Source organism: Pseudomonas sp. R2-37-08W, assembly GCF_003851705.1.
Classification (GTDB): domain Bacteria; phylum Pseudomonadota; class Gammaproteobacteria; order Pseudomonadales; family Pseudomonadaceae; genus Aquipseudomonas.
In genome coordinates, this window is sequence record NZ_CP027728.1 from 757,771 (window position 1) to 784,731 (window position 26,961).

Here is a 26,961-nt window from a genome sequence, read left to right on the forward strand (position 1 = left end):
TATCGATACCCTAAGGAGAGTAAGCGCACGGCAACTCGCCGGCACAGGAGTGCTCGATGTCTCCCCGACTTCATGGCAAGCAACGCGGCGCCATCGGCTTGATGGCGGTCGGTGTGTTGGCAGTGGTGTTGGCGTTCACGTTGCTGGCGGTCGACAGCGGACGGCTTTACCTGGAAAAGCGCAGGCTGCAAGGGGTGGCGGACACGGCAGCGCTGGAAGCTGTCAGCCGCGACGGCACTTGCGCGGCCGGCCTGAGCGCAGCGGCGTATGCGGCGCAAAGCGTGGCTCGTAATCAATTCGTGGTGGGTAACGGCAATACCTTGGTCACCCGTTGTGGCGCCGTGACCACCGGCGCGTCCGGCCAACGCGTGTTCGCGGCCAACCCCGCAGTGGCGGCGGCGATCGAAGTGGTGGTCAGCAAAACCGTCACCACCAGTGTTGCCGGTGGCGTGTGGTCGTTGTTCTCCGGTACCCCGGTCAGTCTCAATACCCAATTGACCGCGAAGGCCGTGGCGGCGAAGCCCACGCCACCGATGGCCCAGTTGAGCATCAAAAGCACCCTGACCAACGTCGATACCGCCAGCGCCAGCTGGTTGAACGCATTGTTCAGCGGGCTGCTTGGCGGCGCGGTCAATGTGTCGGTGCTGGGCTGGAATGGCTTGCTTAACAGCGACATCAATATGCTCAGCTACCTCGACCAGTTGGCCCTCGACCTGCACGTGACCGCCGGTGACTACACCCAGTTGCTCAACACCACGGTGACCGCCTCGCAGTTGCTCCAAGCCGCCATCAGCGTGCTGGGTAACAACCCGTTGACGGCAAATGCCGTGAGTGCGCTGGGCATTATCAAGGTCGCGGCGACCAACCCGGTGCCGCTGACCGTCGGCACAATCCTGCAGGTGCAGACCGGCACCACCGCTGCTGCGCTGAACGCCAACCTGCAGGTGTTCCAACTGGTCCAGGGCGTGGTGCAGCTGGCCGGCAGCCAGAGCGGGGCGGCGGCGACCTTGCCCATCAACGTGTTAGGGCTGGCCAATGTCACCACGCAGGTCAAAGTGATCGAGCCGCCGCAGCTGTCGGCCATTGGCAATCCGATGCTCGCGGCGGCCAACCCATTGGGCCCGAACAGGATTTTTGTGCGCACTGCGCAACTGCGCACGCAGATAACGGTGAGCTTGCCGGTGCTCAACAGCGTGGCCGGCTTGACCACGGCGGTGAATGACCTGGTGGGGCCGCTGACGCCGGTGCTCAACGGCCTGCTGAGCCTGAACCTGGTGACCACGATCAACTCGGCATTTTGCCTGCTGGGCGCCGGTTGCCAACAACTGGACATCATTGCGGTGCCGGGTAACGTGCCGCTCAAGATCGTGCTGGATGCCGGCGGCGCCAGCACTTATGTCACCGGCTACACCTGCCCGACGGGCAGCGCGGGCACCAAGAGCCTGACCGCCCACACCACCGGCTCGATCGCGTCGCTGAATGTCGGCAACATCAACAACGCATTTTCGTCCACCCAGCCGATGAGCGTGGCGCCGCTGCCGCTGGTCGATATCGGCATCAAGACCTGCCACAAGATCCTTGGCATCGGCAGTTGTGACCCGCGTGTGGCGTTTGCCGGCGGCGGCGTAGCGATCCATGTACAGAACACTGTGGCGGGGAGCAACAGTGAGCAGAACCTGGTGTTTTCCAGCACTACGCCGTTCGCCACACCGCCTGATATGGGGCTTGCGCCCAGTTATCAGTCGGCTGTGCCGGCTGCAAATTTGGTGAGTGGCCTTTCCGCCGCGCTCAATGGTGTCGGCATCACGGCTTATCGACCCGTGGGGAGCAACCCTTTGGGAAGCGTGATCGCAAGCACGGTGTCGCTGCTCAGCGGCGTCTCCACCCTTGTGACGCCCGTGTTGAATAACGCCCTGGGCCCATTGCTCAACCCAATCCTCAATAACCTGTTGAACAGCCTGGGCATCAGCCTGGCAAGCGTGACCGTGGGCGCCAACCTGAGCTGCGGCCAGGCCGGCGAAGCTTACCTGGTGATTTAAACGTCGCTGGCCCTGGGCAGTTCCACGCAAAACCGCGCGCCGTGCTCGCCGTTGCTGACGCTGAGGCGTCCGCCCATGTTTTCGACGATGCCGTAGCTCACCGACAAGCCCAGCCCGGTGCCCACGCCAATCGGCTTGGTGGTGAAGAACGGCTCGAAGATGCGTTCCAGCAAACGCGGGTCAATGCCACCGCCGTTATCTTCGACCCAGATGCGTACGTGGCGGCTGTCGTGTTCGGTGTGCACGGCGATCCAGGGGCGCAGGTCCGGGTGCTTTTGCTTCAGGCTCAACAGCGCATCGCGGGCATTGACCATCAGGTTGATCAGCACTTGTTCCAGCTGGTCGGCGTAACCTGTGACCTGCACCGAACTGTCCGCCTGGGTCAGTTTGACCTCCACGCCTTTGCCGCGCAGGCCTTCGCTGAGCAGCGACAGGGTGCCTTCCACCGCGTGCGCCGGGTCGAAGGGTTGCTGTTCGACTTCCGAGCGGCGGCCGAACACGCGCATATGGTCCACCACCCGCGCCGCGCGTTGTACCTGCGCGTCAATGCGCTGGAGTTTTTCCGTCAGGTAGTCGACCTGCACGTCGCCATTGCCCAGGCGCTTGAGCACGTTGACGACGGCCATGCGCATCACGTTCAGCGGCTGGTTGATCTCATGGGCCAGGCCGGTGGCCATTTCGCCGAGGGTGGCCATTTTCGCGCTTTGCGTCAGCTGCTGCTGGGAGCGTCGCACTTCGGTGTTGTCGCGGCCCACGGCCTGCACTTCGACCAGATGGCCGTGCTCATCGAACACGCCACGGTCCGACCACACCCACCAGGCATGCTCGCGCCCCGGCAGTTGCAGGCTGATTTCCGCCGTGCTCACGGGAAATTCCGGGGTCAGCTGCTGGATGCGCAGCACAAAGGCTGCGTGTTGCTCGGCCGACAGCCAGTGCCCCAGGTTCAGTCCCGGCAATTGCCCGGCTCGGCATTCCAGGTAATTGGCCAGGGGCGTGTTGCCAAAGGTCAGGGTCAGGTCCGGGCGGTAGCGGCAGATCATCGCCGGGGAGTCTTCCACCAGGATGCGGTAGCGCTCTTCGCTGGCCTTGACCTGTTGCGCGGCCAACGTGGCTTCGGTGACGTCCAGCCACAGCCCGACCGCCTCCACCGGCAGGCCGAGGTCGTCGCGCAGCAGCTTGGCCTCGTCGAGCAGCCAGTGGTAGTCGCCCTGTTTATCCTGGACCCGATAGCGACTGCGCACGCTGCCTTCGCGCAATAGTTGGCGCGTGCGCTTAAAATACAGGTCACGGTCTTGCGGGTGGACCCATTGCACCAGGCTGTCGTGGCTGCATTCGGCGAGGGTGCGGCCCAGCAGCGGCAGCAGGCTGTCGCTGAAAAACACCGGCTGCAAGGCACCGTTCACGTAGCGCTGCACGTAGATCACCGCCGGCGAACTGGCGATCAGGTTGTCCAGGCGCGCATGGGCGGCGTCGGCTTGCAGTTGCTGGTTTTTGATGTCGCTGATGTCGAGCATGAAGCCGATCCAGCGGCGCTGCTCACCCACGCCCAGCACCTGGCCCTGCACGCGGTACCAGGTGGGCGGCTGGTCGCTGTCGCCACGGTTGAGGCGTACGCTGGCGAGCAAGGGTTTGCCGAGGGCTTGCAGGTCACGCAGGCGGCTGTGCAATTCCTCGCGATCAGCGGGGTGGATGAGGTTGAGCCAGGTTTCCAGGGCTTGCCGGGTCGGGCCGTCTTCGGGGCCCAGGTTGCGCAACAATTTCGGCGCCAGCTGTATCTCGTCGCTGGCGGGCAGCAACTCCCACCAGCCGGTGCCCAGCAAGCCCTGCAGGGCTTCCTGGCGCTCCAGTTGCAGATGATGACGGTGTTCGCGCAGGCGGCTGAGCAGCGGGGCGGCGAGGGCGGCGGCGAGGTTCAGCCAGTCACGCTCGCGGGTGTCGGGTTCACCGCTGTAGGCCCCGCACAGCAACCACGCGGCGACGCCCTGGCTATCGCGGTAAGGCACGAGGAACCCATCGGCATTGCCAAACACGCTGTGCAAGCGTGGGTGTTCACCGCGCCCGTAAAGGGCCTGCAGGCTCAATGGGGTGGTGCCGTTGAGGCTGTCCAGGCAGGTCCCGAGGCGTTGGCCGGGGTGCCAGAACAGCGGCGCGTCATGCTGGGCGTATTGGCTGTAGATCATCCAGCCCTGGTCCTCTTGATCAAGCAGCGCCAGGGCGATACAGGGGATCTTCCAGCGCTGCGCCACACTGCACAGTTGTTCGTTGAACACATCGGGCAGGCGGCTGAGGCTGCACACGCGCAGTTGCTCGCTGACCTGGCTGGCCAATTGCTGATTCTGTTCGCGCTGCTCGGCCAGTTGCCGCCCGTCAAGCAAATCGCCGATATCCACCGCATGCAGGCGCCAGCCCTGGTCGTCAGGCTCAAGGGTGCCACGGGTGTGCAGCACCTGCCCGGCGCTGCCCTGGAAATCCAGGTCAAGGCTATGGCGCTGCCAGTCAGCGGGAACGCCCTCCACCGCCAGGGCGCTATGGGCCCACAGCAAGGCGTGCAACGGCGTCCCTGCGGCAAAGGGCGCCAGGTGTGAGCGCAGTGTGCCGCTGATATCGAGCACTCGACCTTGGGCATCCAACAGCACCTGCAAACCGGCCGAGGGCGCCGCCGCAGGCGCGATCGCCAGCGCGCCGCCCCGGCCGAGCAGGCGCCCGAACAGTTTGTCCCCGGAGGTCAAAATTGCAGGCTCGACTGGGCCTGCAGCGTCACCGGCAACTGCGGCACGCTGCCAATGCCGGGCAGCACAATGAACGGCATCACCGCCTGCAGATTGGCCGAGGGGTAGTTGATCTGCACCTTCAGCAGACCACCTACGAAGGTGGTGCTGACCTGCGTCGCCGCGTTGAAGTTATAGGCGTTGGGGATCCAGCGCAGGCGTTCGCTGATCGCGCTCTTGGCGGTGCTTTGTACCGCAGCGCTGTAGCCCGGCATGGCCGGGTCCAGCCCCACGCTCAGGCGCACGGCCTCAGCGGTGGCCTGGTTGAACGACTGCAATAACAACAGCGGCAGGCTGTAGCTGACCATGCCATAGAACACGGCGAAGAACATCACGAACACCGCGACGAACTCAATCGCGGCCGTGCCTTTCTGTTTGTTGGGGAGGCTAGTTTTCATCACCGCGTCTACCCTGACGGCTACTACTTGATATCAGCATAGAATCAATCGGCGAAAAGGGATGTTTTTTAGGTGATCCAGGGTGCGGTGGTGCTGTTGTGGTTGGGGCTTTGCGCGGTGCAGGACACGCGGCAGCGCTTGCTCGCCAATCGCCTGACGCTGGGCGTTGCGGCGTTGGCGGGGATCTACCTGTTCTGGACCGGCAGCACCTGGCTCGGTGCCCCCGTCGGCCAAGGTCTGTGGGCGTTTATTCTGGCGCTGCTGTTGACCTTGCCGGGGTACGCCTTGGGCCGTCTTGGCGCTGGGGATGTGAAGCTGCTCGCGGCCTTGGCCCTGGCGTCGGATGCCGAGTATTTGTTGGGCGCGTTTATCGGCGCAGCCGTGGCGAGCGGGCTGTGGCTGTTGCTGGCGCCAAGGCTCTGGCCGCTTATGAGTCAACGGCTTGCGGCTTGCCTGGGGCACCTTGCGCCCGCACCGTCAAAAAAACTGCCATTTGCGCCGTTTTTGCTGGTGGGATTTGCGCTTGTCTGGTTTTGGATCCATTGAACGTCGGAAGGGATTAACGCTATGTACATAGTTGGAAAGTACGTCTACGTTTAATCAAGCGTTGTATAGGAATATTCGTGGTTAAGGATGGGTCAATCTTTTGGCTGCCAGGCATGGAGTAGCGTGTGGACAAGCTTAATTCTGCGGTAAAAGTGCTTGTGGTCGACGATCAGCCGTTGATCGTGGAAGAGCTTTGCGAATTTCTTGAAAGCAGCGGGTTGCGTTGTGTGCCGTGTGAGTCCAGCCAGCAAGCCTTGACACGTTTCAGCGAAGACACCGAGATCGGCCTGGTGCTGTGTGACCTGCATATGCCGGAGATGGATGGCATCGAACTGGTCCAGGCCCTGCAAAAAGTGGCCGGCCGGCAGCGGGTCTTCGAGGCGATCATGCTGACCGGGCGCGCCGACAAACAGGACGTGATCAAGGCCCTGCGCGCCGGGATCGCGGACTACTATCAGAAGCCGATCAATCTGGACGAGTTGCTCGAAGGTTTGCAGCGCCAGCTAGCCGCTTTGCAAGAGCGCAAGAACGACCTGCAACTGGGGAACCTGAACCAGAAGCTGCAATTTCTATCCGAGTCGATCAACGACCTGTACCAGGACCTTGATAAAGTGCGCCGCAATCCTAAGGGTGAAGAGGCCACGACAGAAGAAACCGGGCCGGTGGAAATTCCGGCGATCTTCAACCAGCTGTCACCGCGTCAGCTGGATGTAGCCAGGCTGGTTGGCAAAGGGCAGACCAACTATCAGATAGCCTGCGAGCTGGGCATCACGGAGAACACCGTCAAGCTGTATGTGTCGCAGGTGCTGCGGCTGACCCATATGCATAACCGTACACAGTTGGCGTTGGCGTTATCGCCGAGTAATTCGACGCTGCGCCAGCGGGTGACGGCTCACTGAGTGACGGTTCCCATGCTCTGCGTGGGAATGCCTCCTGCGACGCTCCGCGTCGCGCCCACCGCGGTAATGCGCACAGCTGACGCAGAGCGTCACGGGCTACACGCGGGAGCGTGGGCACGCTCACCGCTCAGTTGTCCCCTTGGGTTTTGCCGCCGATCTTCTGCTCGAAAAACTCTGGAATCTCATGCTTGAAACTGTCCACCCAGCGCTGGGCGGCCACGTCGCGTTCGGTGGCGGATGCTGACTGTGGCGTCGCTGACGCGGCTGTCCCGCTGACCTGCAACGCCAGCCAGTTCTCCGTGGCGGCCTGCTGCGGCGAAGAGGGGCCGGGCTCGATGGCCATGACACCGAGCGGCAAGGCCAGCACGGCCAGGCTTGCGAGATAAGGCAGTTTCATCATCAATTCCTCGGGTTGCTGTTGGCGTCGCTGACTCTGGCGATCTGGTCCTTGGCCTTGGCGGCGGTCGCGCTTGAAGCCTTGAGTTTTTCGGCGCGGGCCTGGGCTTCGGTGACTTGTTCGGGCCCCAGGCCCATCTGGCTGACCACCTGCGCGGCCTGCTTCCAGTTGTCTTGATAGATCAGCAGCGTCACCAGGTTGATCGCGGCCAGTGGGTCGCTTTGCTTGAGTTCCATGGCGGTCATGAATTCAAACCGCGCGTCGTCCAGGCGCAGTTGGTTGAGGTACACCACGCCCAGGTCATTGCGGATTTTCTCGTCGGTGGGCGCCAGCCGCGCCGCGCGCTGCAAGTGGGCCATGGCCTGGGCGTTGTCGCCTTTGGCCGAAGCCAGTTGCCCCAGGCCGTGCTCACCTTCGGCAGCCATGCAGGTGCCGAGCAGGCTGCGGTACAGCGGCTCCGCCTCGTTGCGCCCGAGCAAGCGATAAGCCTTGGCCTGGCGCAGACGAACCTGGGGCAGACCGGCCGGCAAACTCTGCAGGTTGGCCAGGCTGGCGTGCAGTTTGCCGTCGTTGGCCATTTCATCGGCCAGGCTCAACGACAACTCGTGTTCGGCGCCAGGCTTGGGGCAACTGCCGGGGGCGGTCAGGGCGGCCCATGGGGTTTGGCCATTGGTGGCGCACCCTCCCAGTAGCAACAGGCTCAAAGCGGCTATCAAGGCTTTCATCGGGCGCTCCTCATAGGTTACTCAATGCCCGGGTGATACCGATGAAGGCCGGCCCCCGAGCACGATCAGCAAGGCGGGAAACAAAAACACCATCATCACCACCGACATTTTCGCCGACATCTTCGATACGAATTCCTGGATGCGTGTCAGGCGTCGGTCGTCGAGCAATTGCTTGAGCGCCAGCAATGACTTCATCGCACCGCCGCCTTGCTGGATCAGTTGCTGGAGGATGATGCAGGTGTCGGTGAACTCATCCACGGCCAGCAGCCTCGCGGTCGTGCCCAGTTCTTCACTGAGTTCCAGCCCGGAGTCGACCCGGTTCAGAATCAGCCGCAGTTCATGGGTCAGCGCCGGCAGCAGGTGCTGCGCTTCGAGGCTCAACACGCGCAACGCCTGTTCGACCGCCATGCCCGATTCGAACAGGATCCGCAGTAGCGGAATGAAGGTCGAGACTTCCTGGGAGATCCGCAGCTGACGCGCCTTGGCCACGCTGGCCAGGATGCGCTTGGGCAACAGGTAGCCGACGCCCAGCGCAATCAGGGGCAGCAGCCACGGCGAGCCAGTTTTAGGAAACAGCAACGGCTGAGCGATCAGGGCCACGACCAACAGCAGCACCGGCGTGCCGATCTGGAAGGCGGCGAACATCGAGCGCTGGCTGGCGGTGCGCCAACCTATACGGTTGAGCAGCGTCTGGGTTTCGTTGTCGAGGCTGACCGAACGTTGCGCGAGGGGGCTGTTGCCCAGCTGGCGCATCATCGCCCCGAGGCGGTGTTCGCGGCCCAACTGGCCCTGCAGGCGTTGCGCAACCAAACGCTGACCACGCCGATGTTTGACCAGATTGGCCAGGACCAGCGCCAGGGCGGCCAGCAATAACACGGCGCTGATCAGCAGCGAAATAGCCATCTCATACGCTCCGCAACATGCGCCACAGGGCGAAGCAGCCGAGCACCTGCATACCCAGGGCCACGAATAACAGCATGCGGCCGGTGCCGTCGTTCCACATGGTCATCAGGTAGGCTGGGTTGACCGCCAGGAAATAGCCCACCATGGAAATGGGCAGCGCGGTGAGCACGTAGGCGGTCACCCGGGTTTCGCCGGTCAGGGCGCGCAACTGGCGCGCGGCTTGCTCACGCTCGCGGATCATCTTGATCAGGTTTTCCAACAGCTCGCTGGCATTGCCGCCGTAACGGTGATTGACCTTCAAGCCCAGGGCGAACAAGCGCAACTCGTCGCGCTCATAGAATTCGGCGAAGTCGTGGGCGGACTCCGGCAGGCTGACCCCCAGTTGCACGTTGCGCTGGATCCGGCCCATGGCGTTTTTCAGCGGGTCTTCGGCCACGTCGATTCCGCCCAGCACCGCATCGGCCAGGGTGCGTCCGGCCTTGAGGCTGCGCACGGTGTGGTCGAGCAATTGCGGCAGCTGTTCGATCATGCGCGTGATGCGGCGTTGATAACGCCAGGCGATGTACAGGCGCAACAGCACCGGCGGCAGCACCAGCATCACCAGCAGGCCGACCCAGCTGACGACGATCAACCCGAGCACCGCGCCCAGGCCCCACACCGTCAGCCACAGCCCCAGGCTGTCGCTGGGTTTGCCCAGGCCTGCGCGCAGGAACATGCGTTCCACGCGATTCCACGAGTCGTTTTCTTCGGCGAGCTGCGGCTGGCCTTCGGCGAGGCGGCCCAGCACGCGTTCGGTCTGGGCACGGCGCAAGCCATGCTGGAACGAGCGGATCGACAGGCCGATCAGGATCAGGCAGATGAGTAGCAGGATGGCCCCGGTCATGCTTGATTCCCCCTCAAGGCTATACCGGTTCGCGGCGCAGTTTGTCGCCGGCCGGGTGGAGCGCTTCACGCACGAAGCCGAAGCCGGTGCGCCGGTCATGGCGAAACAGGGTGTTGGTCACGTACACGTCTTCGCGGATGCCCACCACCTCGACCACTTCGCTGACGCAACGACGTCCGTCCGGCAGGCGGGTCAGTTGGACCACCACATCCAGCGCCGCGCAGATCATTTGCCGCAGGGTCTTTTCTGCGATCATGCGGCCGGTCAGGCCCACCAGGGTTTCCAGGCGCAGTAGGGCGTCGGCGGCATTGTTGGCGTGCACGGTACTCATGGAACCGTCATGGCCGGTGTTCATGGCGGTTAGTACATCGAGCACTTCCACCCCGCGAATCTCGCCGAGAATGATGCGGTCGGGGCGCATCCGCAAGGCGTTGCGGATCAGGTCGCTGGCCTTGACCTCGCCGTGCCCTTCGGCATTCGGCGGGCGGGTTTCCAGGCGCACCACATGGGGATGGCCCAATTGCAATTCGGCTACGTCTTCGATGGTGACCAGGCGTTCATGGGGGTTGATCAACTGGCTGAGGATGTTCAGCAGTGTGGTTTTACCGGTGCCGGTCCCGCCGCTGATGAGAATATTGCAGCGCTTGCCTACCGCTTCCTGGAAGAAGTCGAAGATGTTCTGGTCGATGGTCTGCATGGCCACCAGATCGCTGCTTTTGAGCATATCCTTGCGAAACTTTCGGATCGACAGACACGGCCCGTCCAGGGCAATCGGCGGGATGATCGCATTGACCCGGCTGCCATCGGGCAAGCGCGCATCGACCATCGGCGACGACTCATCCAGGCGCCGCCCCAGCGGTGCGAGAATGCGTTGCATGACGCGCTCCACATGGTGGGCGTCGATAAAGCGCAGGTCGCTCTGATGCAGCAAGCCGTCACGTTCGATAAACACCCGGTGCGGGCCATTGACCAGGATTTCGGTGACGGACGCATCGCGCAGCAACACCTCCAGCGGGCCGAAGCCGGTCAGTTCGTCGACGATTTCTTCGGCCAGGCGCTCCATCTCGTAGCGTGAAATCGCCAGGTGCATGCGGTTGATGTACTCGGCCACTTTGTCGATGACAAATTGCGCCAGGGACTGGCGTGAGCCTTCCAGCAGGTTCAGCCCCGATTCTTCGATGGCATCGATGATGTAGCGATGCAGCACCAGCTTCAAACCGTCGTGATCGGTGTTGCCAGCCACGCCGCGTGCGGGTGCGCCGAAGAGTTTTTCACTGCTCATTTAGCGGCTCCCAGCAAACGCTCCAGCCAACGGCTGGGCGGTTTTCCGGTGGGGTCCTGCGAGCGTTTCGCCAGGCGCTCGCCGAGGGTTTTGAGCCCTTGCGTCAGGGCTTCGCGCGGCGCCAGCGCAAACAGGGTTTGCCCTTGGTTCTTGGCGTTCAGCCGTAGCTCCGCGCTCAGTGGCAACACCGCAATCACTTCCAGGCCGAAGCTTTTGCCGAGCGCTTCGGCGTCAGGCGCGCAGCCTTTGAGGTAGCCATCGATCAAGAGCTTGGCGTGTTCGAGCTTCATGCCTTTTTCGCGCCAATGGTTCAGCACCGCCAGGTTGCGCCGGCAGTCCAGCACGTTCTGGTCGGTGCACCACAGCAGCTTGTCGCAATGGCTGACAAAGGTGCGCAGGGCGTCGCTGTCCGGCTGGCCGACCAGGTTCACCACAATGTGCTGGAAGTGCTGGCGCAGTGCGCTGAGCAACATGTACAGCTCGGCGGCGCTGGTGTGCTCCAGCAACTCATCGTTGGGAGCGTAGGCAAGCATGCGCAGGCCGTCTTCGGCTGAGGTAAAGGCGCTGTTGATCAGGGTCGCGTCCAGCCGCCTCAGGTGGCGCAGGGCATCGCCGAAGTTGAACGAGCTTTCCAGGCCCAGCAGCGCCAGGCTGTCACCGCGTGGCAGGCCGAGGTCGAGCAACAGCGTCTGCTGGCCGCTCTTTTGCACCACCAGCGCCAGATGGCTGCTGAGCAGCGCGCCGTCGGAAGTGCCCTGGGTGCCGTACAGCACCGAGAGGCCGCCCAGATGGGTGTGAGTGGTGACCGCAGGCAGGCGCTTGCTCAGGCGGCGCACCAGCCCGGCGACTTCGCTGGAGCGCGAACCGTAGGCGACGAAGTCCCGCGCCCCGGCACGCATCGCATTGAGCACCAACTGGTTGTCCATGCCGTCGCCGAGGGCGACGATCGCCAGCATCGGCTTGGCTTCCAGTGCGCCTTCGATCAGCGCGCTCTGGGCCACCAGGTGCTCGCGGTTGAGGCCGATGAACACCAGGTTGGCGAAGGTCACATCGACCAGGGCCAGCAGCTCATCGAGGGTGCCGCTGCCGGCGCTGACCACTTGGCCGAGGGGCGCCAACGCGCCCTGCAACCATTCCAGGTCGGTGGTATTACGGGTGATTGCCAGGAAGGTCTGGCTCAGGTGATCGCTCATTGGGACAACCCGTTGAGGCGGTCAAAATTACCGTTTTCGAGGAAGAACAGGCGATACCAGTTCGGATCGTAGTTGCGCATTTTCTCACCGGGCAGCGCCGGCAGTCGGGCATTGGCCGCCAGCGGTTGCACCAGGTGCGGCGTGACGATCATCAGCAGTTCCTTGTCCTCGCGCTGGACCGACGAGTCGCGAAAGAACGCCCCCAGGATCGGGATGTCACCCAGGCCTGGGAACTTGGCGATGCTGGTGGTGGTGTTGCTGCTGATCAGGCCGCTGATCACAAAGCTTTCGCCATCGGCCAGGGACACGCTGGTATCGGTGCGGCGAATGGTCAGGGCCGGCACGCGGATGTTTTCGATGACCACCGCGTTGGTGTAATCCAGCTCACTGACCTCCGGCGCCACCTTGAGGGAAATGCGGTTGCGGTCGATCACGGTCGGGGTGAGGGTCAGGCGAATGCCGAATTCCTTGTATTCGATCGAGATGGTATCGCTCCCGCTGCTCGGCACCGGCACCGGTATTTCGCCGCCGGCGAGGAAGGTTGCGCTTTGCCCGCTCATGGCCACCAGGCTTGGCCGCGCGAGGGTGTAGGCAAAGCCGCTGCTTTCCAGGGCGTTGATCATCGCCGAGACGCGGCCGCCGCCAAAACCGATGTTGAAGTTGTCGGTGCTCACCGGCAGCTTGAACGTGCCGGGCGTGGGGGACAGCAAGTTGGGGCTGCCGAGGAAGAAATTGTTGCCGATGCCCAGGATCTTGGTGCTGGCCTCCTTGAGTTTGGTGCGGCTGACTTCGACGAAGCGGATATCGGTCTGTACCTGGCTGGGCAACAAAGGATCATCGGCGGGCGACAGCGAAAGACTGGTCAGGGCGGTATTGGCCTTGCCCTTGACGAACACCATGCTCTGGCGCGGGGTGGTCGAACAGGCGGTCCACACCATCAGGCTGGTGGTGCCGGGGCCGACCCCGGTCAGCAGGAAACCCCGGTCGCCATTGAGATGAACGTCGGCGATTTTCGGATCGCCAATGGCCAGGCGCGTGATCGCCACCGACGATTGCAGTTCCTGTTGCAGGCCCTCGCCCACCGACAACGCGGCGGGCAGTTGAGCCAGGTTCGCGCAATTGCTCGCAGCCGCCATGGCCAGCCCGATGGACAGGTGCGACAGCAGCAACGCACAGGTAATTCTCAGCGTGAACACCGGTATGAAACGTCGGTTCATGCACAGCATCCTTGTTCAGTCGGGGGTTTGTTGAGTTGCTTGATTGCCGCGTATCACCTCGACGCCAGCACGGCGCGGGACGCTGCTCTGGGCCACTTTCCTGGGGGCTTGGGCAAAGGCCAGCTGGGTGAACTGATAGAGGTCGCGGTTGGCGTTCTGCAGATTGCCCGGCGCGTCGCCTGCGCCGGCCCAGTAGTGGCTCAACAGGTGTTCGTCGGCGCTGCGCACGGCCAGGCGCAAGGTGCCGGCCTGGGTGGCGAGCATCAGCCGGCTCAGCAATTGCTCGGGCACGGCCAGCACCACCGTGCGCGAGGGCGCATGGCGTTGGGCTTTCTCTTCGGCGGTGAGCGCGGGAGGGGAGGCGGGATTGCCGTCGTTGGTCAGGCCCATCTGGTCGCCGACGCTGAGCAGGCGCATGGCGGGGACGACCACTTGGGCCGATTGTTCAAGGTTGGCTGCGTCCTGGCGCAGGTACAGCAGCACGTCCACATAGTCGCCAGGGCTCAACTGGCCGGCGGCGCCAATCACTTCATCGACGGCGACGGCCAGGGCGCGTTCATCGGCGCGGATCATCCGCGCCAGCGGCCCGCCAGGTGTGAAGCTTTCCTCGTTCAGCCAGGTGCCCGCGCCGAGCGCCCGCCACGGGGTACGGCCAACCGCCTGGTCGATACGGCTCATGCTGCCGGCCGGTGCCGTGTGCAGTTTTTCGACGCTCAGATCAGCGGCATTCAAGGCAACGAAGGGCGGCACATCGTGGGCCAGCACGACCACCGATTGGCGGGTCTGTTCTTCCACCACGGCAACGGCTTTTTCGACAGGAGCAGCCTGGGGTGGCGGTGGCGCTGGAGCCGGCTCACGGCTGAGGACCAACCCCCAATAACCGGCAAACAGCGCACCGACCAACAACACAGCGGCCAGTACCATGCTTAGACGCGTGTTCATGACGGCTCCCCTTTTCCCGTTGCACCACCGCCCGTCTGTCCAACAGGCTACTTCCGCAACCCGGCTGAACGGTGACTAACTATTTCGCTATTTGACGGTAGTTGAGCTAGGACAAAATGCCATTACTGAGAGAAAGTTTTCTTCAGGGAGCAGAACGTGTCCTTTAAAAACACACATTTACGGCGTCAGAAGTGCAACTACTACTTTAGGACTAATCAGTTCTTACAGTTGTAAGGCTGGGCTTTGTTGTCAATGCTTTGGATGGCACATCGCAATCACTGTGCGGTATTGGGATACGGCGCTTGGTCGCCTGAGGAGAAGTGTTATGGTCCTTGCTCTGCTGATGAAGCTTCACGTTCAACTCCAATTGCTGTTTCATCGTAAAGACGGTGCGACAGCCATCGAGTACCTCATACTGGTGGCGATTGTCGCGCTGGTGGTACTCGCCGCCGGAACGACGCTGGGGCCTCAGATTACGGCCTTCTTTACCCGGATCGGTACTGCCATTTCCCCATGAGTTGCCGTTGTTGATTGATCAGGTCGTGCTCATGAATGCTGCTGTCTCTCCCCGCCAACAAATCCTGTTGGTGGACGACGAAGAAGATGCCCTCGTTGAACTGGCGGAGTCGCTGGAGCACGAGGGCTTCGTTTGCTTTACCGCCACCTCCGTGACGTTCGCGCTGCAGGAACTCACCTTGCACCCCGATATTGCCCTGGTCATCACCGACCTGCGCATGCCTGAGGAAAGCGGTATCTCCTTGATCAAGCGTCTGCGCGAACACACCTCCCGCTCGCACCTGCCCGTGATCGTCATGTCGGGGCATGCGGAAATGGATGACGTCAGCGACATGCTGCGCCTGCAGGTGCTTGACCTGTTTCGCAAGCCCATCTACCTCGCGCGGCTGCTCGATACGTTGAACAGTTTGTTTCCCAAAACCATTCGCCAACTGTAGGAGCGAGCTTGCTCGCGAAGAACGTTAACGATGACGCGGGCATCCTGGCGCCCCGCGTCGCCTTGGCGTTCTTCGCGAGCAAGCTCGCTGCTACAGGGATGGGCTTCAGAGCTGATAACTGAAACTCAACGTATACCGCGGCCGCCGGTTGAAGCTGTCCAGGGCGATGTCCGACATCGGCTTGGCGGCTTCCAGGGCGATGTTGTAGTACTTGTTATCGCCAAAGCGCAGACCCACCGCCGCCGAGGACATGTCGCTGGCCTTGACCGGCAGTTCGTTGAACCAGGCCTTGGCGCGGTCCAGTACCACGTAGGGTTGCAGCACCTTCACCCAATCGCCGGCCCGGTTGAAACTGTAGTTGACCTCATACGCCACGCCCCAGCCCTTGTCGCCCGAGCCTTGGTCATCGGGGTAGCCACGGCCGAAGTTCTGCCCGCCAAACGTGGCCCGCTCGCTGTCGGGCAGGGTGTTGTTGCTCCAGTAGAGCGCGCTTGAGAGCACGCCTTGCCAGTTGTCGAAGAACTTGTCGCTCTGCACGCCGGACAGGCGCAGGCGGAAGAAATCGAGATCGGGTCTGGCCACGTCCAGGTCGCTGCGGGCCTTGGCGCCCAGACCGTCGATACCTTGATACAAGCCGCCGCTGAGGATGCGTAACTGCCTGGCGTCGGCCTTGCGCCAGTCACCCTCGAAGGCCAGGGCGCGCAGGTTGGATTCGATATCGAAGCGCAGCGGGTAGCCCACCAGTTTATAGCGGGTGGTCTGGTCCACCGCGTACAGACGCGTGCCCAGGGTGAGCGACTCGGTGGGTGAGGCAATGAAGGGGTGGCTCAGGCCGATGGAGTAGCGATCGATCGACTGGTGTGGCTTGAGTTCGAAGCCGCCGTCCAATTGCACGCTGCTGCTGGGGTCGGCGCGATAACGCTCGGCGGCGAGTGCCAGTTGGGTGCCCTCGGTATTGATGAACTGGTTGTAGTCCACGCGGTAGTAGTGCTCTTTGTCCTCGCCGGGTGGGAACAGGCCGCTGAGGCTGAGCTGTTCGCCCATTGAAGTTTGAGCGTTACTGGTTGCGCTGAGTAACGCCTGGGTGCCGCCACGGCTTTTCTGCGCCAGGCTCATGCTGGTGGTGAAGGGTTTGCGGCTGGCCTGGATCTGCATGTGCGTGGCGCCATCGGTGGTGCCCGGCGGCGGCACTTGTGCCTGTACGGTGAGGCCGGGGATGCGGCTCATCAGCGTGGTGTAGCGTTCGAAGGTCTTGCGCGTGAGCGGGCGTTCGGCCAGGAGTTTTTGCGCGAGTTTGTCGACGTAGGCCGACACCGAACCGATGTCGCCGGTTTGTTGATAGTCCTTGATGTAGCCTTCTACCAGCACCACGCGGACCAAGCCGTTTTCGAAGGTCTGCTGCGGCAGAAACGCGTAGGACAACAGGTAGCCGTCCTGCTGGTAGCGACGGGTGATGCCACGGGTGGCCTCGATCAGCTGCGCGAGGTTGGTCTCATGGCCAATCAACGGCGCGTAGACCTGGGCCGTCTCGGTGAGCGGGTAGACCGTGCCGCCTTCGATCTGCAGCTTGCCAATGGTGACCTTGGTGTCCATCAACAACGGCTGGCCCGCAGTGGGTGGCGTTTCTGGCACCTGGGTTTGCGGCGTGGCCGGTCGATAGGCGTCGGCGGGCAGGTTGGGGACCGGCAGGGTGCGGATGGTGTCGTTGCTGTTGAGGAAGCTGGGAAGGGCCTCGGCCTGGGCATAGGTGCTGAGGGTAAGCAATAACAACGGGGTCAACACGCGCATAGGACACTCCATGGTCAATTGCAGCAGCGTTTGGGGCCCGCCGCGCTCTGGGGCGCGGTTCGGGAGGGCGCTGAGTGTCTACATCCAGCAGCAGCCCATAAAAAAGACGAGAGACTTAGTCAGGGTCTCCCGTCTCAACCAAGCGTAGGCGCTGTAGGGGAGGCCGTCTAATCGGCCAGGTGCATTTCTATTTGCCGCTCAGGCCGTTCAGCAAGCCGCCCAGACCTCCCGTTGTTGCCGTGCCGCCAGTGGTGGGTGCGGTGCCTGTGGCGGGGGCTGTGGCGCCAATATTCAGACCGCCGAGCAGGCCACCGCTGGTACCGCCGGTGCCGCCTGTGACCAGCCCACCGACCGAGCTGACAGTATTGCCGACGGCGGTTACCGTAGTGCCCAGGGTCGTGGTGACCGGGTTGGCGTTGGCGGTGGTGAGGTTAGTGCCCAGGCTGCTGACGGCGCCGCCGACTTGGGTCACCAGGCCGTTGACCGGAGTACCGACGCCGGTGGTGGTGCCGATGTTTTGCGTCAGTGCGGTGACGCCCGATGTTACTGGGTTCAGCGCAGCGCCTACGTTGGCTGCAACCGTTGCGACCGGTGCACTGGCGGCCGTGTTGGCGACACCCGTGCCACCGAGCACGGTACCCACGGAGGCAACGGTGTTGCCCAATGCGCCGCCGGTCACACCGGCTGCACTGACCGTGCCGTTGGTGTTGCCGACGTTCAGGCCGGTCCCGACGTTGCTCACCAGGCCGCCGACCAGTTCCGGTATGCCGGGTGCTGCGGTACCGCCGGTTGGCGCGACGTAGCCGCCGGACTTGTCGAGTGTGCCGCCTACGCCTGTCAGCACGCTGCCGACAATCGTGGTCACAGGGTTGCCTGCGCCGCCGGTGCTGGCGACTTGAGTGCCGAGGCCGGTGACGGTGGCGCCCAGTTTATCCACCAGGCCGCTGACGGGCGCACCCAGGCCGGTTGCGTTGCCCAGGTTGCCGGTGGTGTTTTCTACCAGTGACACCACCGGCACCAGCACTTTGCCGCCCAGGGTGCCGGTCAGGGAACCCAATGGGCCGGTGGTGCTGGCCGTGCTGAGGGTATCGCCGAGCATGGTCACCGTGGTGCCCACTTTATCCACTACGCCACCGACTGCACCGCCCACGCCGCCGGTCAAGCCGCCGACGACGGGAACCCCGCCGAGCGTAGTCGACAGCGATCTGCCGGTGGTCGACAGGCCGCCGCCCAAGTCAGCGACGCCAGTGCCAACGCCCGCGACCGTGATGCCCAGGGAGTTGCTGTTGGTGCCCAGGGAGCCCAGGCCCGCCGTCACGCCAGTGCCGATGCTGGTCACGGCGGTGCCGGCCGAAGTGACCAGGCCGCCAGCGGTTGTGCCGACGATTGGGACACCGTTCAAGGTCGAACCGAGGTCACCCACCGCTGCGCCTACATTGCCCACGGTGGTGCCGAGGGTGCCGGCGATCTGGCCAGTGACGAGTGGGGTGGTTGTCGAACCGGTGCCGCCGCCGGTGCCTCCGCCGGTACCGCCGCCGGTTCCGCCACCAGTGCCCCCGCCGGTTCCGCCACCAGTGCCGCCACCAGTGCCGCCGCCGGTTCCGCCACCAGTGCCGCCGCCAGTGCCACCGCCGGTTCCGCCACCAGTGCCCCCACCGGTGCCATCGCCGGTACCGCCGCCAGTGCCGCCACCGGTGCCATCGCCGGTACCGCCGCCAGTGCCGCCACCAGTGCCCCCGCCAGTTCCACCGCCGGTTCCGCCACCGGTGCCATCGCCAGTGCCACCGCCAGTACCGCCACCCGTTCCACCACCCGTGCCGCCACCAGCACCTGCACCAGCATCCGGCGAAGACGCCGCCACGTTTGATTTATGCCCGCCACCACCGCTGCTGCAGCCGCCGAGGCTCATGGCCAGAATCAACGCCAGCGCGGTACTTGCTTTCCAAAACACTACTTGAGTTTTCATGATTGAGTTCCTTGCACCTGGTACAACCTTGGTTGTTTCAAACTTTCGCTATTTCTTTGGCTAGCGATACGTTTGTCCGTGTGGTTATCACAGACCCGGGCCGGTTTTCTCGCAATCTCAACTTGGTATTAACGATTTATATACATAAGGTCTTGTTCGTCTTAAGCACTAATACGAACGTTATAAATTCAGATAATGCTGGCTGCCTGTTGCTTGTAAATCAAAGGGTTGAATGCAGTAGCGGACCCGGTCGGGTCCGCTATAACTTAAGGTGTATATATACAATTAATCAGTGTCTCTCAGGCAATCGGTCGCCACGTCCCGAGCATATGCTGGATATCTCCCGCGCCGTTCAACACTAACTCGCCAGTTGAACCGGCTTCGCTGGTCATCACGATCACCTCGCTGGGCAGGCGTACGGGTTTCTTGAATTCAACGGCGATTTCGACATTGGCCACCGGCAGTTGCGCGCCCATGGCCGCCAATGTGCGGGCCTTGTTCCACAACCCGTGGGCAATCCCCTGGGGAAAGCCGAATAGCTTGGCCGTCACTGCGCTGAGATGAATCGGATTGTAATCGCCGGACACGCGGGCATAACGGCGACCGATATCGGCAGGGGCTTTCCAGCGCGTGAGCTCGGTGAGGGCAGGGTCAATCACCAACGTGCGTTCCTCGGCCTCGCCCTCAAGCTTTACGCCCCGGCATAGCATCGTGCTTTCAGCTTCCCAGAGCAGCCCAAGGGCATCCTCGACCACGGTCACCACATCGAAGGTCGCGCCTTTGGCATGGGGCTTGAGGTCGCACGCATACACCCCGACCGTCAGCTCACTCACACTGCCCAGGGGCCGATGCAGGCGGATACGGTTGCTCAGGTGGATCAACCCCAGCAACGGAAACGGGAACGCTTTGTCGGTCAACAGCTGCATCTGCAGGCCGAACGCGAGGATATGCGGATAGGTCGCCGGCAGCATCGGGCTGTCAGCGAAGCCGCAAACCTTGCGGTACGCCGCCACAGCCCTGGGGTCGACGCGAACCTGGCAGCGCAGGCCGTGCTCGGGCAGTGCGCTGCCGGTGATCTTGCGCTTGAGCGCCGCACGCCAGTACAGCGGCGGTAGATACGGCGTGCTGTCCAGTGTCTGCCATTGCATATTCACGCTCCCAGAAGACTTTGCCCACACACCCGCAGCGCCTGGCCGCTGACGGCGCCCGAACCCGGCTGGCTCAGCCAGGCGACGGCTTCGGCCACGTCCTGCGGCACACCGCCCTGGCCCAGGGAACTCATGCGTCGTCCGGCCTCACGCAGGGCAAACGGAATATGCGCGGTCATCTGGGTTTCGATAAAACCGGGAGCGACCGCATTGATGCTGATCCCGCGCGTTTGCAGCAGCGGTGCCCATGCCTGGGCCAAACCGATCAGCCCGGCCTTGCTCGCCGCATAGTTGGTTTGCCCGCGATTGCCGGCAATGCCGCTGATGGAAGCCAGCAGCACCACGCGGGCATTGTCGCGCAGGGTGCCGCTGTCGAGCAGCGCCTTGGTCAGCACCTGCGGCGCATTGAGATTGACCGCCAGCACCGCGTCCCAATATTCCGGGGTCATGTTGGCCAGGGTTTTGTCGCGGGTGATGCCGGCGTTGTGCACCAGAATATCGAGGCCATCGGGCAGGTGTTCGATCAACTGGCCGGCGGCGTCTTCGGCGCAGATATCCAGGGTGAGCGTGCGTGCGCTCAAGCGTGCGGCCAGGGCGTCGAGGTCGGCCTTGGCTTGGGGCACATCCAGCAGGATCACCTCGGCGCCATCGCGGGCCAGGGTTTCGGCGATAGATGCTCCAATACCACGCGCAGCGCCGGTCACCAGGGCTTTGCGCCCGGCCAACGGGCGTGTCCAGTCTTCGACCGGCGTGGCGCAGGCCTGCAGGCGAATCACCTGCCCGGAGATATAGGCGCTTTTGGGCGACAGGAAAAACCGTAGTGCGCCTTCCAACTGGTCTTCGGCACCCTCGTCCACCTGCAGCAACTGCAGCACGCCGCCGCTGCGCAGTTCCTTGGCCAGGGAACGGCTGAACCCTTCCAGGGCGCGCTGGGCGCTGGCGGCGAACGGGTCACTGAGGCTTTCCGGCGCGCGGCCAAGGATCACCAGGTGGGCGCTGTGAGCGAGGTTTTTCAGCAGTGGCTGGAAAAATTCACGTAGCTGCTTGAGTTGATCGGTGTGCTGCAAGGCGCTGGCGTCGAAGACCACGGCCTTGAGCTTGGGACCGTGGCCTGGAATCCACGCCGGCGCATCCAGCGCTTCGGCACCGTAGCTGTAGACGGCATCGGTGAGTTTGTTGGCAAACGGCAACACTTTAGTCACCAGCGCGCCACCGCCCAGCAGCAGTGCACCTTCCACCGGGCGCAGGCGCCCGGCTTGCCAGCGTTCCAGGCGTACCGGCGACGGCAGGCCAAGGGCGGCGACCAGGCGATGGCCGAGGCTGGAGTTGGCGAAGTCGATATAACGGTCTGACATGGAACGCTCTCCGAAGACTGGGGTTCAAAAGGTTGACCATCCCAGGGTAGCAGTCGTTCGACTAGGCTCACTGATCACGCCCATAGCAGACAGAGGGAGCTTTCCATGACTCAATTGCGCCGTGTGGCGATCATTGGCGGTAATCGCATTCCTTTCGCCCGCTCCAACGGCCCTTACGCCACGGCAAGTAACCAGGCGATGCTTACCGCTGCCCTGGAAGGCCTGATCGAACGTTTCAACCTGCACGGCCTGCGCCTCGGCGAGGTGGCCGCTGGCGCGGTGCTCAAGCATTCCCGCGATTTCAACCTCACCCGCGAATGCGTGCTCGGCTCGCGCCTGTCACCGCAAACCCCGGCCTACGACGTGCAGCAGGCCTGCGGCACCGGCTTGGAGGCGGCATTGCTGGTGGCCAACAAGATTGCCCTGGGCCAGATCGAATGCGGTATTGCCGGCGGGGTGGACACCACCTCCGATGCGCCGATCGGCGTCAATGAAGGCCTGCGCAAGATTTTGCTGCAGGCCAACCGCAGCAAGTCCATGGTGGATAAGCTAAAAGTTTTGTTACAACTTCGTCCGCAGCACCTCAAGCCGGAACTGCCGCGCAACGGTGAGCCGCGCACCGGCTTGTCCATGGGCCAGCACTGCGAGCTGATGGCGCAGACCTGGCAGATCCCCCGCGCCGAGCAGGACCAACTTGCCCTGGAGAGCCACCAGAAAATGGCCGCCGCCTACGCCGAGGGCTGGCACAACGATTTGCTGACGCCGTTTCTGGGGCTGACCCGCGACAACAACCTGCGTCCTGACCTGACCCTGGAAAAACTCGCCGCGCTCAAGCCTGCTTTCGAGCGCAGTGAAAAGGGCACGCTCACCGCCGGCAACTCGACGCCGCTGACAGACGGCGCCTCGCTGGTGCTGCTGGGCAGTGAAGCCTGGGCCAAGGAGCGCGGCTTGCCGATCCTTGCGTACCTGCGCGATGGCGAAGCGGCGGCGGTGGATTTCGTCCACGGTGCCGAAGGCCTGCTGATGGCGCCGGTATACGCCGTACCGCGTTTGTTGGCCAGGAACGGTCTGACGCTGCAGGACTTCGATTACTACGAGATCCACGAAGCATTCGCCGCCCAGGTGTTGTGCACGCTCAACGCCTGGGAAGATGCCGACTATTGCCGCACGTGCCTGGGCCTGGATGCGCCGCTGGGCGCCATCGACCGCAGCCGTCTGAACGTCAAGGGCAGCTCACTGGCCGCCGGGCACCCGTTTGCCGCGACCGGCGGGCGCATCGTCGCCAACCTGGCCAAGTTGTTGGATGCAGCAGGGAAAGGGCGTGGGCTGATTTCGATCTGTGCGGCGGGGGGGCAGGGTGTGACGGCGATTATCGAACGTTGATTGCCGGGCAAAATTGGCATATTGAATGCATTCTTCGTGGGCCAGAGGTCGGTAGCCTCTCCCACCGGCGCGCCGATTGCCGTATAACGAGTGCCACACGCGTGTTTGGTAATACAGGACCCACAATAAAAGCTGATGAAGACTCCTAAACGCATTGAACCCCTGATCGAAGACGGTCTGGTCGACGAAGTGCTGCGCCCACTGATGAGTGGTAAAGAAGCAGCTGTTTATGTGGTGCGCTGCGGCAACGAATTGCGTTGCGCCAAGGTTTACAAGGAGGCGAATAAACGAAGCTTTCGTCAGGCGTCCGAATACCAGGAAGGCCGTAAGGTCCGTAACAGCCGCCAGGCCCGGGCCATGGCCAAGGGCTCCAAGTTCGGTAAGAAAGAAACCGAAGATGCCTGGCAGAACGCCGAAGTAGCGGCGTTGTTCCGCCTGGCCGGTGCGGGCGTTCGCGTGCCCAAGCCGTACGACTTTCTTGAAGGCGTGCTGTTGATGGAACTGGTCGCCGACGAGTATGGCGATGCGGCGCCACGCCTGAACGACGTGACCTTGGAGCCGGACCAGGCGCGTGAATACCACGCCTTCCTGATTTCCCAGATCGTGCTGATGCTGTGTACCGGGCTGGTGCACGGTGACCTGTCCGAGTTCAACGTACTGCTCACGCCAACGGGCCCGGTGATCATCGACCTGCCCCAGGCGGTGGATGCGGCGGGCAACAACCACGCATTCAGCATGCTGGAGCGGGATGTGGGCAACATGGCTTCCTACTTCGGGCGCTTTGCCCCGGAGCTGAAGAAGACCAAGTACGCCAAGGAAATGTGGGCGCTGTATGAAGCCGGTATCCTGCACCCAGCCAGCATCTTGACCGGTGAGTTCGACGAGCCGGAAGAACTGGCGGACGTAGGTGGGGTGATCCGCGAGATCGAAGCGGCGCGGCTGGATGAAGAGCGCAAGCAAGCGAATCGCGCGGCAGATGATGCCCCACCCACCAAGACCGCCGAAGAACCGCCGCCGCCTTGGATGCAGTGATCTCCCGGCACATGGAGATCGAAGTGTGGGAGGGGGCTTGCTCCCGATAGCGGTGGTTCAGTCAATATTTACAGTGACTGATGCACCGCCATCGGGAGCAAGCCCCCTCCCACATTTGGTTGTGTGTTGAGTCAGTTGGAGCATCAGGTGCGGCGGCTTCCGGACGTCTTGGACGCGGTGATCTCCCGGCGCATGGAGATCGAAGTGTGGGAGGGGGCTTGCCCCCGATAGCGGTGGTTCAGTCAACATTTACAGTGACTGATGCACCGCCATCGGGAGCAAGCCCCCTCCCACATTTGGTTGTGTGTTGAGTCAGTTGGAGAATCAGGTGCGGCGGCTTCCGGACGTCTTGGGCGCGGTGATCTCCCGGCGCATGGAGATCTAAGTGTGGGAGGGGGCTTGCTCCCGATAGCGGTGGTTCAGTCAATATTTACAGTGACTGATACACCGCCATCGGGGGCAAGCCCCCTCCCACATTTGGTTGTGTGTTGAGTCAGTTGGAACATCAGTTGCAGCAACTGCCGGAGGCCAATTCCTTGAGGATCGGGCAATCCGGTCGGTGGTCGCCTTGGCAGTGCTCCACCAGGTCTTGCAACGTGTCGCGCAGTTGCGCCAACTCGCGGATTTTTTGATTCAGCTCATCGATATGCTGACGCGCCAGGGCTTTCACGTCGGCGCTGGCCCGTTGTCGGTCCTGCCACAAGGTCAGCAGTTTGCCGACCTCTTCCAGTGAAAACCCCAGGTCGCGCGAGCGTTTGATGAACGCCAGGGTGTGCAGGTCGTCGGCGCCATAGATGCGATAACCGCTGTCGGTGCGGTGGGCTGCCTTGAGCAGACCGATGGATTCGTAGTAGCGAATCATCTTCGCGCTCAGCCCGCTCTGGCGAGCGGCTTGGCCGATATTCATGGGCGTTGATCCTCCAAGTCCTTGGGTTTCCAGGTTTTCAACAGCAACGCATTGCTCACCACACTGACGCTGGACAACGCCATCGCCGCACCTGCCAGCACCGGGTTGAGCAGGCCGAAGGCGGCCAGGGGAATGCCGATCACGTTATACACAAAGGCCCAGAACAGGTTCTGGCGGATTTTCGCGTAGGTCTTGCGGATGATCTCCAGAGCGGCCGGCACCAGGCGCGGGTCGCCGCGCATCAGCGTGATGCCGGCGGCGTGCATGGCCACGTCGGTGCCGCCGCCCATGGCGATGCCGATATCGGCGGCGGCCAGGGCCGGTGCGTCGTTGATGCCGTCGCCGACCATGGCCACCACGCCGGTTTTTTTCAGTGCGGTCACGGTGGCGGCTTTGTCGGCGGGCAGCACTTCGGCGTGTACATCGTCGATACCCAGCGCCTCTGCAACCACCCGCGCGCTGCCGCGATTGTCGCCGGTAAGCAGGTGGCTGCTGATGTGCTGCGCCTTGAGTTGCTGCACGGCCTGCAGCGCGCCGGGCTTGAGCGTGTCGCCGAATGCGAACAGCCCCAGCACGCGAGGGCTTGCGCCTTGCTCGATCAGCCAGGACAAGGTACGCCCCTCGGCTTCCCATGCCGTCGCGCGCTGACTCAACTGGCCCGCGCTGAGGCCGGCCTCTTCCAACAGACGCCGATTGCCCAGGGCCAATGGCCGGCCATCAAGGGTTCCGGCGATGCCGCGCCCAGTCAGGGACTGGCTGGCGCTGACATCGGCCACGCTCAGCCGCCGTTCGTCACAAGCGTCCAGCACGGCCTTGGCCAGCGGGTGCTCGCTGCCGCGCTGCAAGGCCCCCGCCTGTTGCAGCAGTAACGATTCGTTGCCATCCAGCGCCGCCAAATGGGTGATTTTCGGCGTGCCCGAAGTGAGGGTGCCGGTTTTATCGAAGACTACGGCGCTCACCCCATGGGCATGCTCCAGGACTTCGGCATCCTTGATCAGAATGCCATGGCGCGCGGCGACGCCGGTGCCGGCCATGATCGCCGTCGGCGTCGCCAGGCCGAGGGCACAAGGGCAGGCGATCACCAGTACCGCCACCGCATTGATGATTGCGCTCTCCAGTGGGGCACCGTACAGCCACCAGCCCGCCAGGGTGAGCAATGCCAGTACCAGCACGGCCGGAACGAATACCTGGCTGACTTTATCCACCAGTTTCTGGATCGGTGCCTTGGCGGCCTGGGCGTCTTCGACCAGGCGGATGATCCGTGCCAGCACGCTTTCCGCGCCCAGGGCCCGGGTACGCACCAACAGGCGGCCTTCACCGTTGATCGCGCCGCCAGTAACCGTATCGCCGGGCCGCTTCGGCACCGGCAGGCTTTCGCCGCTGATCAGTGCTTCGTCGGCATGGCTTTGGCCGTTGACCACTTCGCCATCCACCGGAAAACGTTCGCCTGGCTTGACCAGCACCAGGTCACCGAGCGTAAGCGTGTTGATGGCGACCTCTTCCTCGCGCCCCTCCAGCACGCGGACCGCCCGCTCGGGGCGCAAGGCTTCGAGGGCGCGTATGGCGCTGGCGGTTTGGCGCTTGGCGCGGCTCTCCAGGTATTTGCCCAGCAGCACCAGGGCGATCACCACGGCCGAGGCTTCGAAGTACAAGTGCGGAGCGGGTTGGGTGAGCCATTGATAGACGCTCAAGCCGTAACCGGCGCTGGTGCCGATCGCCACCAACAGGTCCATATTGCCCGCACCGGCGCGCACGGCTTTCCACGCCGCACTGTAGAAACGCGCACCGAGGATCAATTGCACCGGCGTCGCCAGCGCGAACTGAACCCAGGCGGGGAGCATCCAGTGCAGGCCGAAGGGTTCCACCAGCATCGGCAGTATCAGGGGCAACGCCAGCACGATCGCGAGCATCAGCGACCAGCGTTCGCGTTGCAGGCGCTGGGCTTGACTGGCCTGGGTGGCGGTTGCGCTCTGGGGCAGGGTCGCGCCGTAGCCGGCTTTTTCCACCGCGGCGATCAGTACGTCGGGGGCCATCTGGCCGAGTACTTCAATGTGGGCGCGTTCGTTGGCCAGGTTGACGCTGACCCGTTGCACCCCCGGCACCTTGCCCAGCGCACGCTCCACACGGCCGGCGCAACTGGCGCAGGTCATACCGCTGATGGGCAGGTCAAACGTGGTGGGTCCATTCATGGGGCAGTCCTCCAGAAGACGATGCTCCTAGGATCAACCTTGACCTGT

General features: G+C 63.2%; 22 protein-coding genes and 1 pseudogene. 7 read left to right on the plus strand and 16 right to left on the minus strand.

Going from position 1 to position 26,961, the window contains the following annotated elements; genetic code table 11:
• The first annotated feature begins 56 nt into the window (after positions 1-56).
• A complete protein-coding gene (locus C4J93_RS03225) occupies positions 57-2,039 on the plus strand; it encodes a pilus assembly protein TadG-related protein (protein ID WP_124428572.1) in 1,983 nt (660 codons plus the stop codon).
• Here C4J93_RS03225 and C4J93_RS03230 read toward each other — a convergent pair.
• Both C4J93_RS03230 and C4J93_RS03235 read right to left on the minus strand, forming a co-directional pair.
• Positions 2,036-4,768 (minus strand): ATP-binding protein, encoded by a 2,733-nt coding sequence (locus tag C4J93_RS03230; protein WP_124428573.1) that lies wholly within the window; start codon positions 4,766-4,768, stop codon positions 2,036-2,038. The two genes, C4J93_RS03225 and C4J93_RS03230, sit on opposite strands and share 4 nt — an antisense overlap.
• A complete protein-coding gene (locus C4J93_RS03235) occupies positions 4,765-5,205 on the minus strand; it encodes a TadE/TadG family type IV pilus assembly protein (RefSeq protein WP_124428574.1) in 441 nt (146 codons plus the stop codon). The genes C4J93_RS03230 and C4J93_RS03235 overlap by 4 nt, the downstream gene beginning before the upstream one ends.
• A 75-nt stretch (positions 5,206-5,280) precedes the next feature.
• Between C4J93_RS03235 and C4J93_RS03240 the strand changes: the two genes are divergently transcribed.
• Positions 5,281-5,751, plus strand: coding sequence for a prepilin peptidase (locus C4J93_RS03240; RefSeq protein WP_177412765.1), 471 nt, complete (start codon positions 5,281-5,283; stop codon positions 5,749-5,751).
• A gap of 125 nt (positions 5,752-5,876) precedes the next feature.
• A complete protein-coding gene (locus tag C4J93_RS03245) occupies positions 5,877-6,650 on the plus strand; it encodes a response regulator transcription factor (protein WP_124361114.1) in 774 nt (257 codons plus the stop codon).
• 127 nt (positions 6,651-6,777) lie between these two features.
• On the opposite strand, the gene C4J93_RS03250 is transcribed toward C4J93_RS03245, so the two are convergent.
• The 8 genes and pseudogenes from C4J93_RS03250 to cpaB all read right to left on the minus strand — a co-directional run bounded on the left by C4J93_RS03250 (position 6,778) and on the right by cpaB (position 14,192).
• Positions 6,778-7,047 carry a DUF3613 domain-containing protein gene (locus C4J93_RS03250; protein WP_124413746.1) on the minus strand — a complete coding sequence of 90 codons (270 nt, stop codon included), beginning with the start codon at positions 7,045-7,047 and terminating at the stop codon, positions 6,778-6,780.
• A 2-nt stretch (positions 7,048-7,049) separates the two neighbouring features.
• Positions 7,050-7,772, minus strand: coding sequence for a tetratricopeptide repeat protein (locus C4J93_RS03255; protein ID WP_124428576.1), 723 nt, complete (start codon positions 7,770-7,772; stop codon positions 7,050-7,052).
• Between the two features lie 10 nt (positions 7,773-7,782).
• Positions 7,783-8,675: pseudogene (locus C4J93_RS03260) on the minus strand (type II secretion system F family protein).
• 1 nt (position 8,676) lies between these two features.
• Positions 8,677-9,558 (minus strand): type II secretion system F family protein, encoded by an 882-nt coding sequence (locus C4J93_RS03265; RefSeq protein ID WP_124428577.1) that lies wholly within the window; start codon positions 9,556-9,558, stop codon positions 8,677-8,679.
• Positions 9,559-9,577: 19 nt separating this feature from the next.
• Positions 9,578-10,840 carry a CpaF family protein gene (locus C4J93_RS03270; protein ID WP_124402969.1) on the minus strand — a complete coding sequence of 421 codons (1,263 nt, stop codon included), beginning with the start codon at positions 10,838-10,840 and terminating at the stop codon, positions 9,578-9,580.
• Positions 10,837-12,033, minus strand: coding sequence for a pilus assembly protein (locus tag C4J93_RS03275; RefSeq protein WP_124428578.1), 1,197 nt, complete (start codon positions 12,031-12,033; stop codon positions 10,837-10,839). The genes C4J93_RS03270 and C4J93_RS03275 overlap by 4 nt, the downstream gene beginning before the upstream one ends.
• Positions 12,030-13,250, minus strand: a complete 1,221-nt coding sequence (locus tag C4J93_RS03280) for a type II and III secretion system protein family protein (protein ID WP_124428579.1) — start codon at positions 13,248-13,250, stop codon at positions 12,030-12,032. The genes C4J93_RS03275 and C4J93_RS03280 overlap by 4 nt, the downstream gene beginning before the upstream one ends.
• A 15-nt stretch (positions 13,251-13,265) precedes the next feature.
• The gene (cpaB, locus tag C4J93_RS03285) at positions 13,266-14,192 is read right to left on the minus strand and encodes a Flp pilus assembly protein CpaB (RefSeq protein ID WP_124428580.1); all 927 of its coding nucleotides are present in this window, start codon (positions 14,190-14,192) and stop codon (positions 13,266-13,268) included.
• 325 nt (positions 14,193-14,517) lie between these two features.
• On the opposite strand from cpaB, the gene C4J93_RS03290 reads away from it, so the two are divergent.
• Entirely contained in the window at positions 14,518-14,709 is a 192-nt protein-coding gene (locus tag C4J93_RS03290) for a Flp family type IVb pilin (protein WP_124361123.1), read from the plus strand.
• Between the two features lie 31 nt (positions 14,710-14,740).
• On the plus strand, positions 14,741-15,145 hold the full coding sequence (locus C4J93_RS03295; RefSeq protein WP_124428581.1) for a response regulator: 405 nt from the start codon (positions 14,741-14,743) through the stop codon (positions 15,143-15,145).
• A gap of 105 nt (positions 15,146-15,250) precedes the next feature.
• Here C4J93_RS03295 and C4J93_RS03300 read toward each other — a convergent pair whose 3' ends face one another.
• The 4 genes from C4J93_RS03300 to C4J93_RS03315 form a co-directional block, all read right to left on the minus strand.
• Positions 15,251-16,933, minus strand: coding sequence for a ShlB/FhaC/HecB family hemolysin secretion/activation protein (locus tag C4J93_RS03300; RefSeq protein WP_124428582.1), 1,683 nt, complete (start codon positions 16,931-16,933; stop codon positions 15,251-15,253).
• A 187-nt stretch (positions 16,934-17,120) separates the two neighbouring features.
• The gene (locus C4J93_RS03305; RefSeq protein ID WP_124428583.1) at positions 17,121-18,899 is read right to left on the minus strand and encodes a collagen-like triple helix repeat-containing protein; all 1,779 of its coding nucleotides are present in this window, start codon (positions 18,897-18,899) and stop codon (positions 17,121-17,123) included.
• Positions 18,900-19,198: 299 nt separating this feature from the next.
• Positions 19,199-20,047, minus strand: coding sequence for a MaoC/PaaZ C-terminal domain-containing protein (locus C4J93_RS03310; protein WP_124428584.1), 849 nt, complete (start codon positions 20,045-20,047; stop codon positions 19,199-19,201).
• A 2-nt stretch (positions 20,048-20,049) separates the two neighbouring features.
• Entirely contained in the window at positions 20,050-21,402 is a 1,353-nt protein-coding gene (locus C4J93_RS03315; protein ID WP_124428585.1) for a 3-oxoacyl-ACP reductase, read from the minus strand.
• 105 nt (positions 21,403-21,507) lie between these two features.
• On the opposite strand from C4J93_RS03315, the gene C4J93_RS03320 reads away from it, so the two are divergent.
• Positions 21,508-22,785, plus strand: coding sequence for an acetyl-CoA C-acetyltransferase (locus C4J93_RS03320; RefSeq protein WP_124428586.1), 1,278 nt, complete (start codon positions 21,508-21,510; stop codon positions 22,783-22,785).
• A 135-nt stretch (positions 22,786-22,920) separates the two neighbouring features.
• The gene (locus C4J93_RS03325) at positions 22,921-23,817 is read left to right on the plus strand and encodes a PA4780 family RIO1-like protein kinase (protein ID WP_124361130.1); all 897 of its coding nucleotides are present in this window, start codon (positions 22,921-22,923) and stop codon (positions 23,815-23,817) included.
• A gap of 505 nt (positions 23,818-24,322) precedes the next feature.
• Here C4J93_RS03325 and cueR read toward each other — a convergent pair.
• Both cueR and C4J93_RS03335 read right to left on the minus strand, forming a co-directional pair.
• Complete coding sequence (cueR, locus tag C4J93_RS03330) at positions 24,323-24,724, minus strand: Cu(I)-responsive transcriptional regulator (RefSeq protein ID WP_124428587.1); 402 nt, start codon at positions 24,722-24,724, stop codon at positions 24,323-24,325.
• Entirely contained in the window at positions 24,721-26,913 is a 2,193-nt protein-coding gene (locus C4J93_RS03335; RefSeq protein ID WP_124428588.1) for a cation-translocating P-type ATPase, read from the minus strand. The genes cueR and C4J93_RS03335 overlap by 4 nt, the downstream gene beginning before the upstream one ends.
• Positions 26,914-26,961 lie beyond the last annotated feature (48 nt).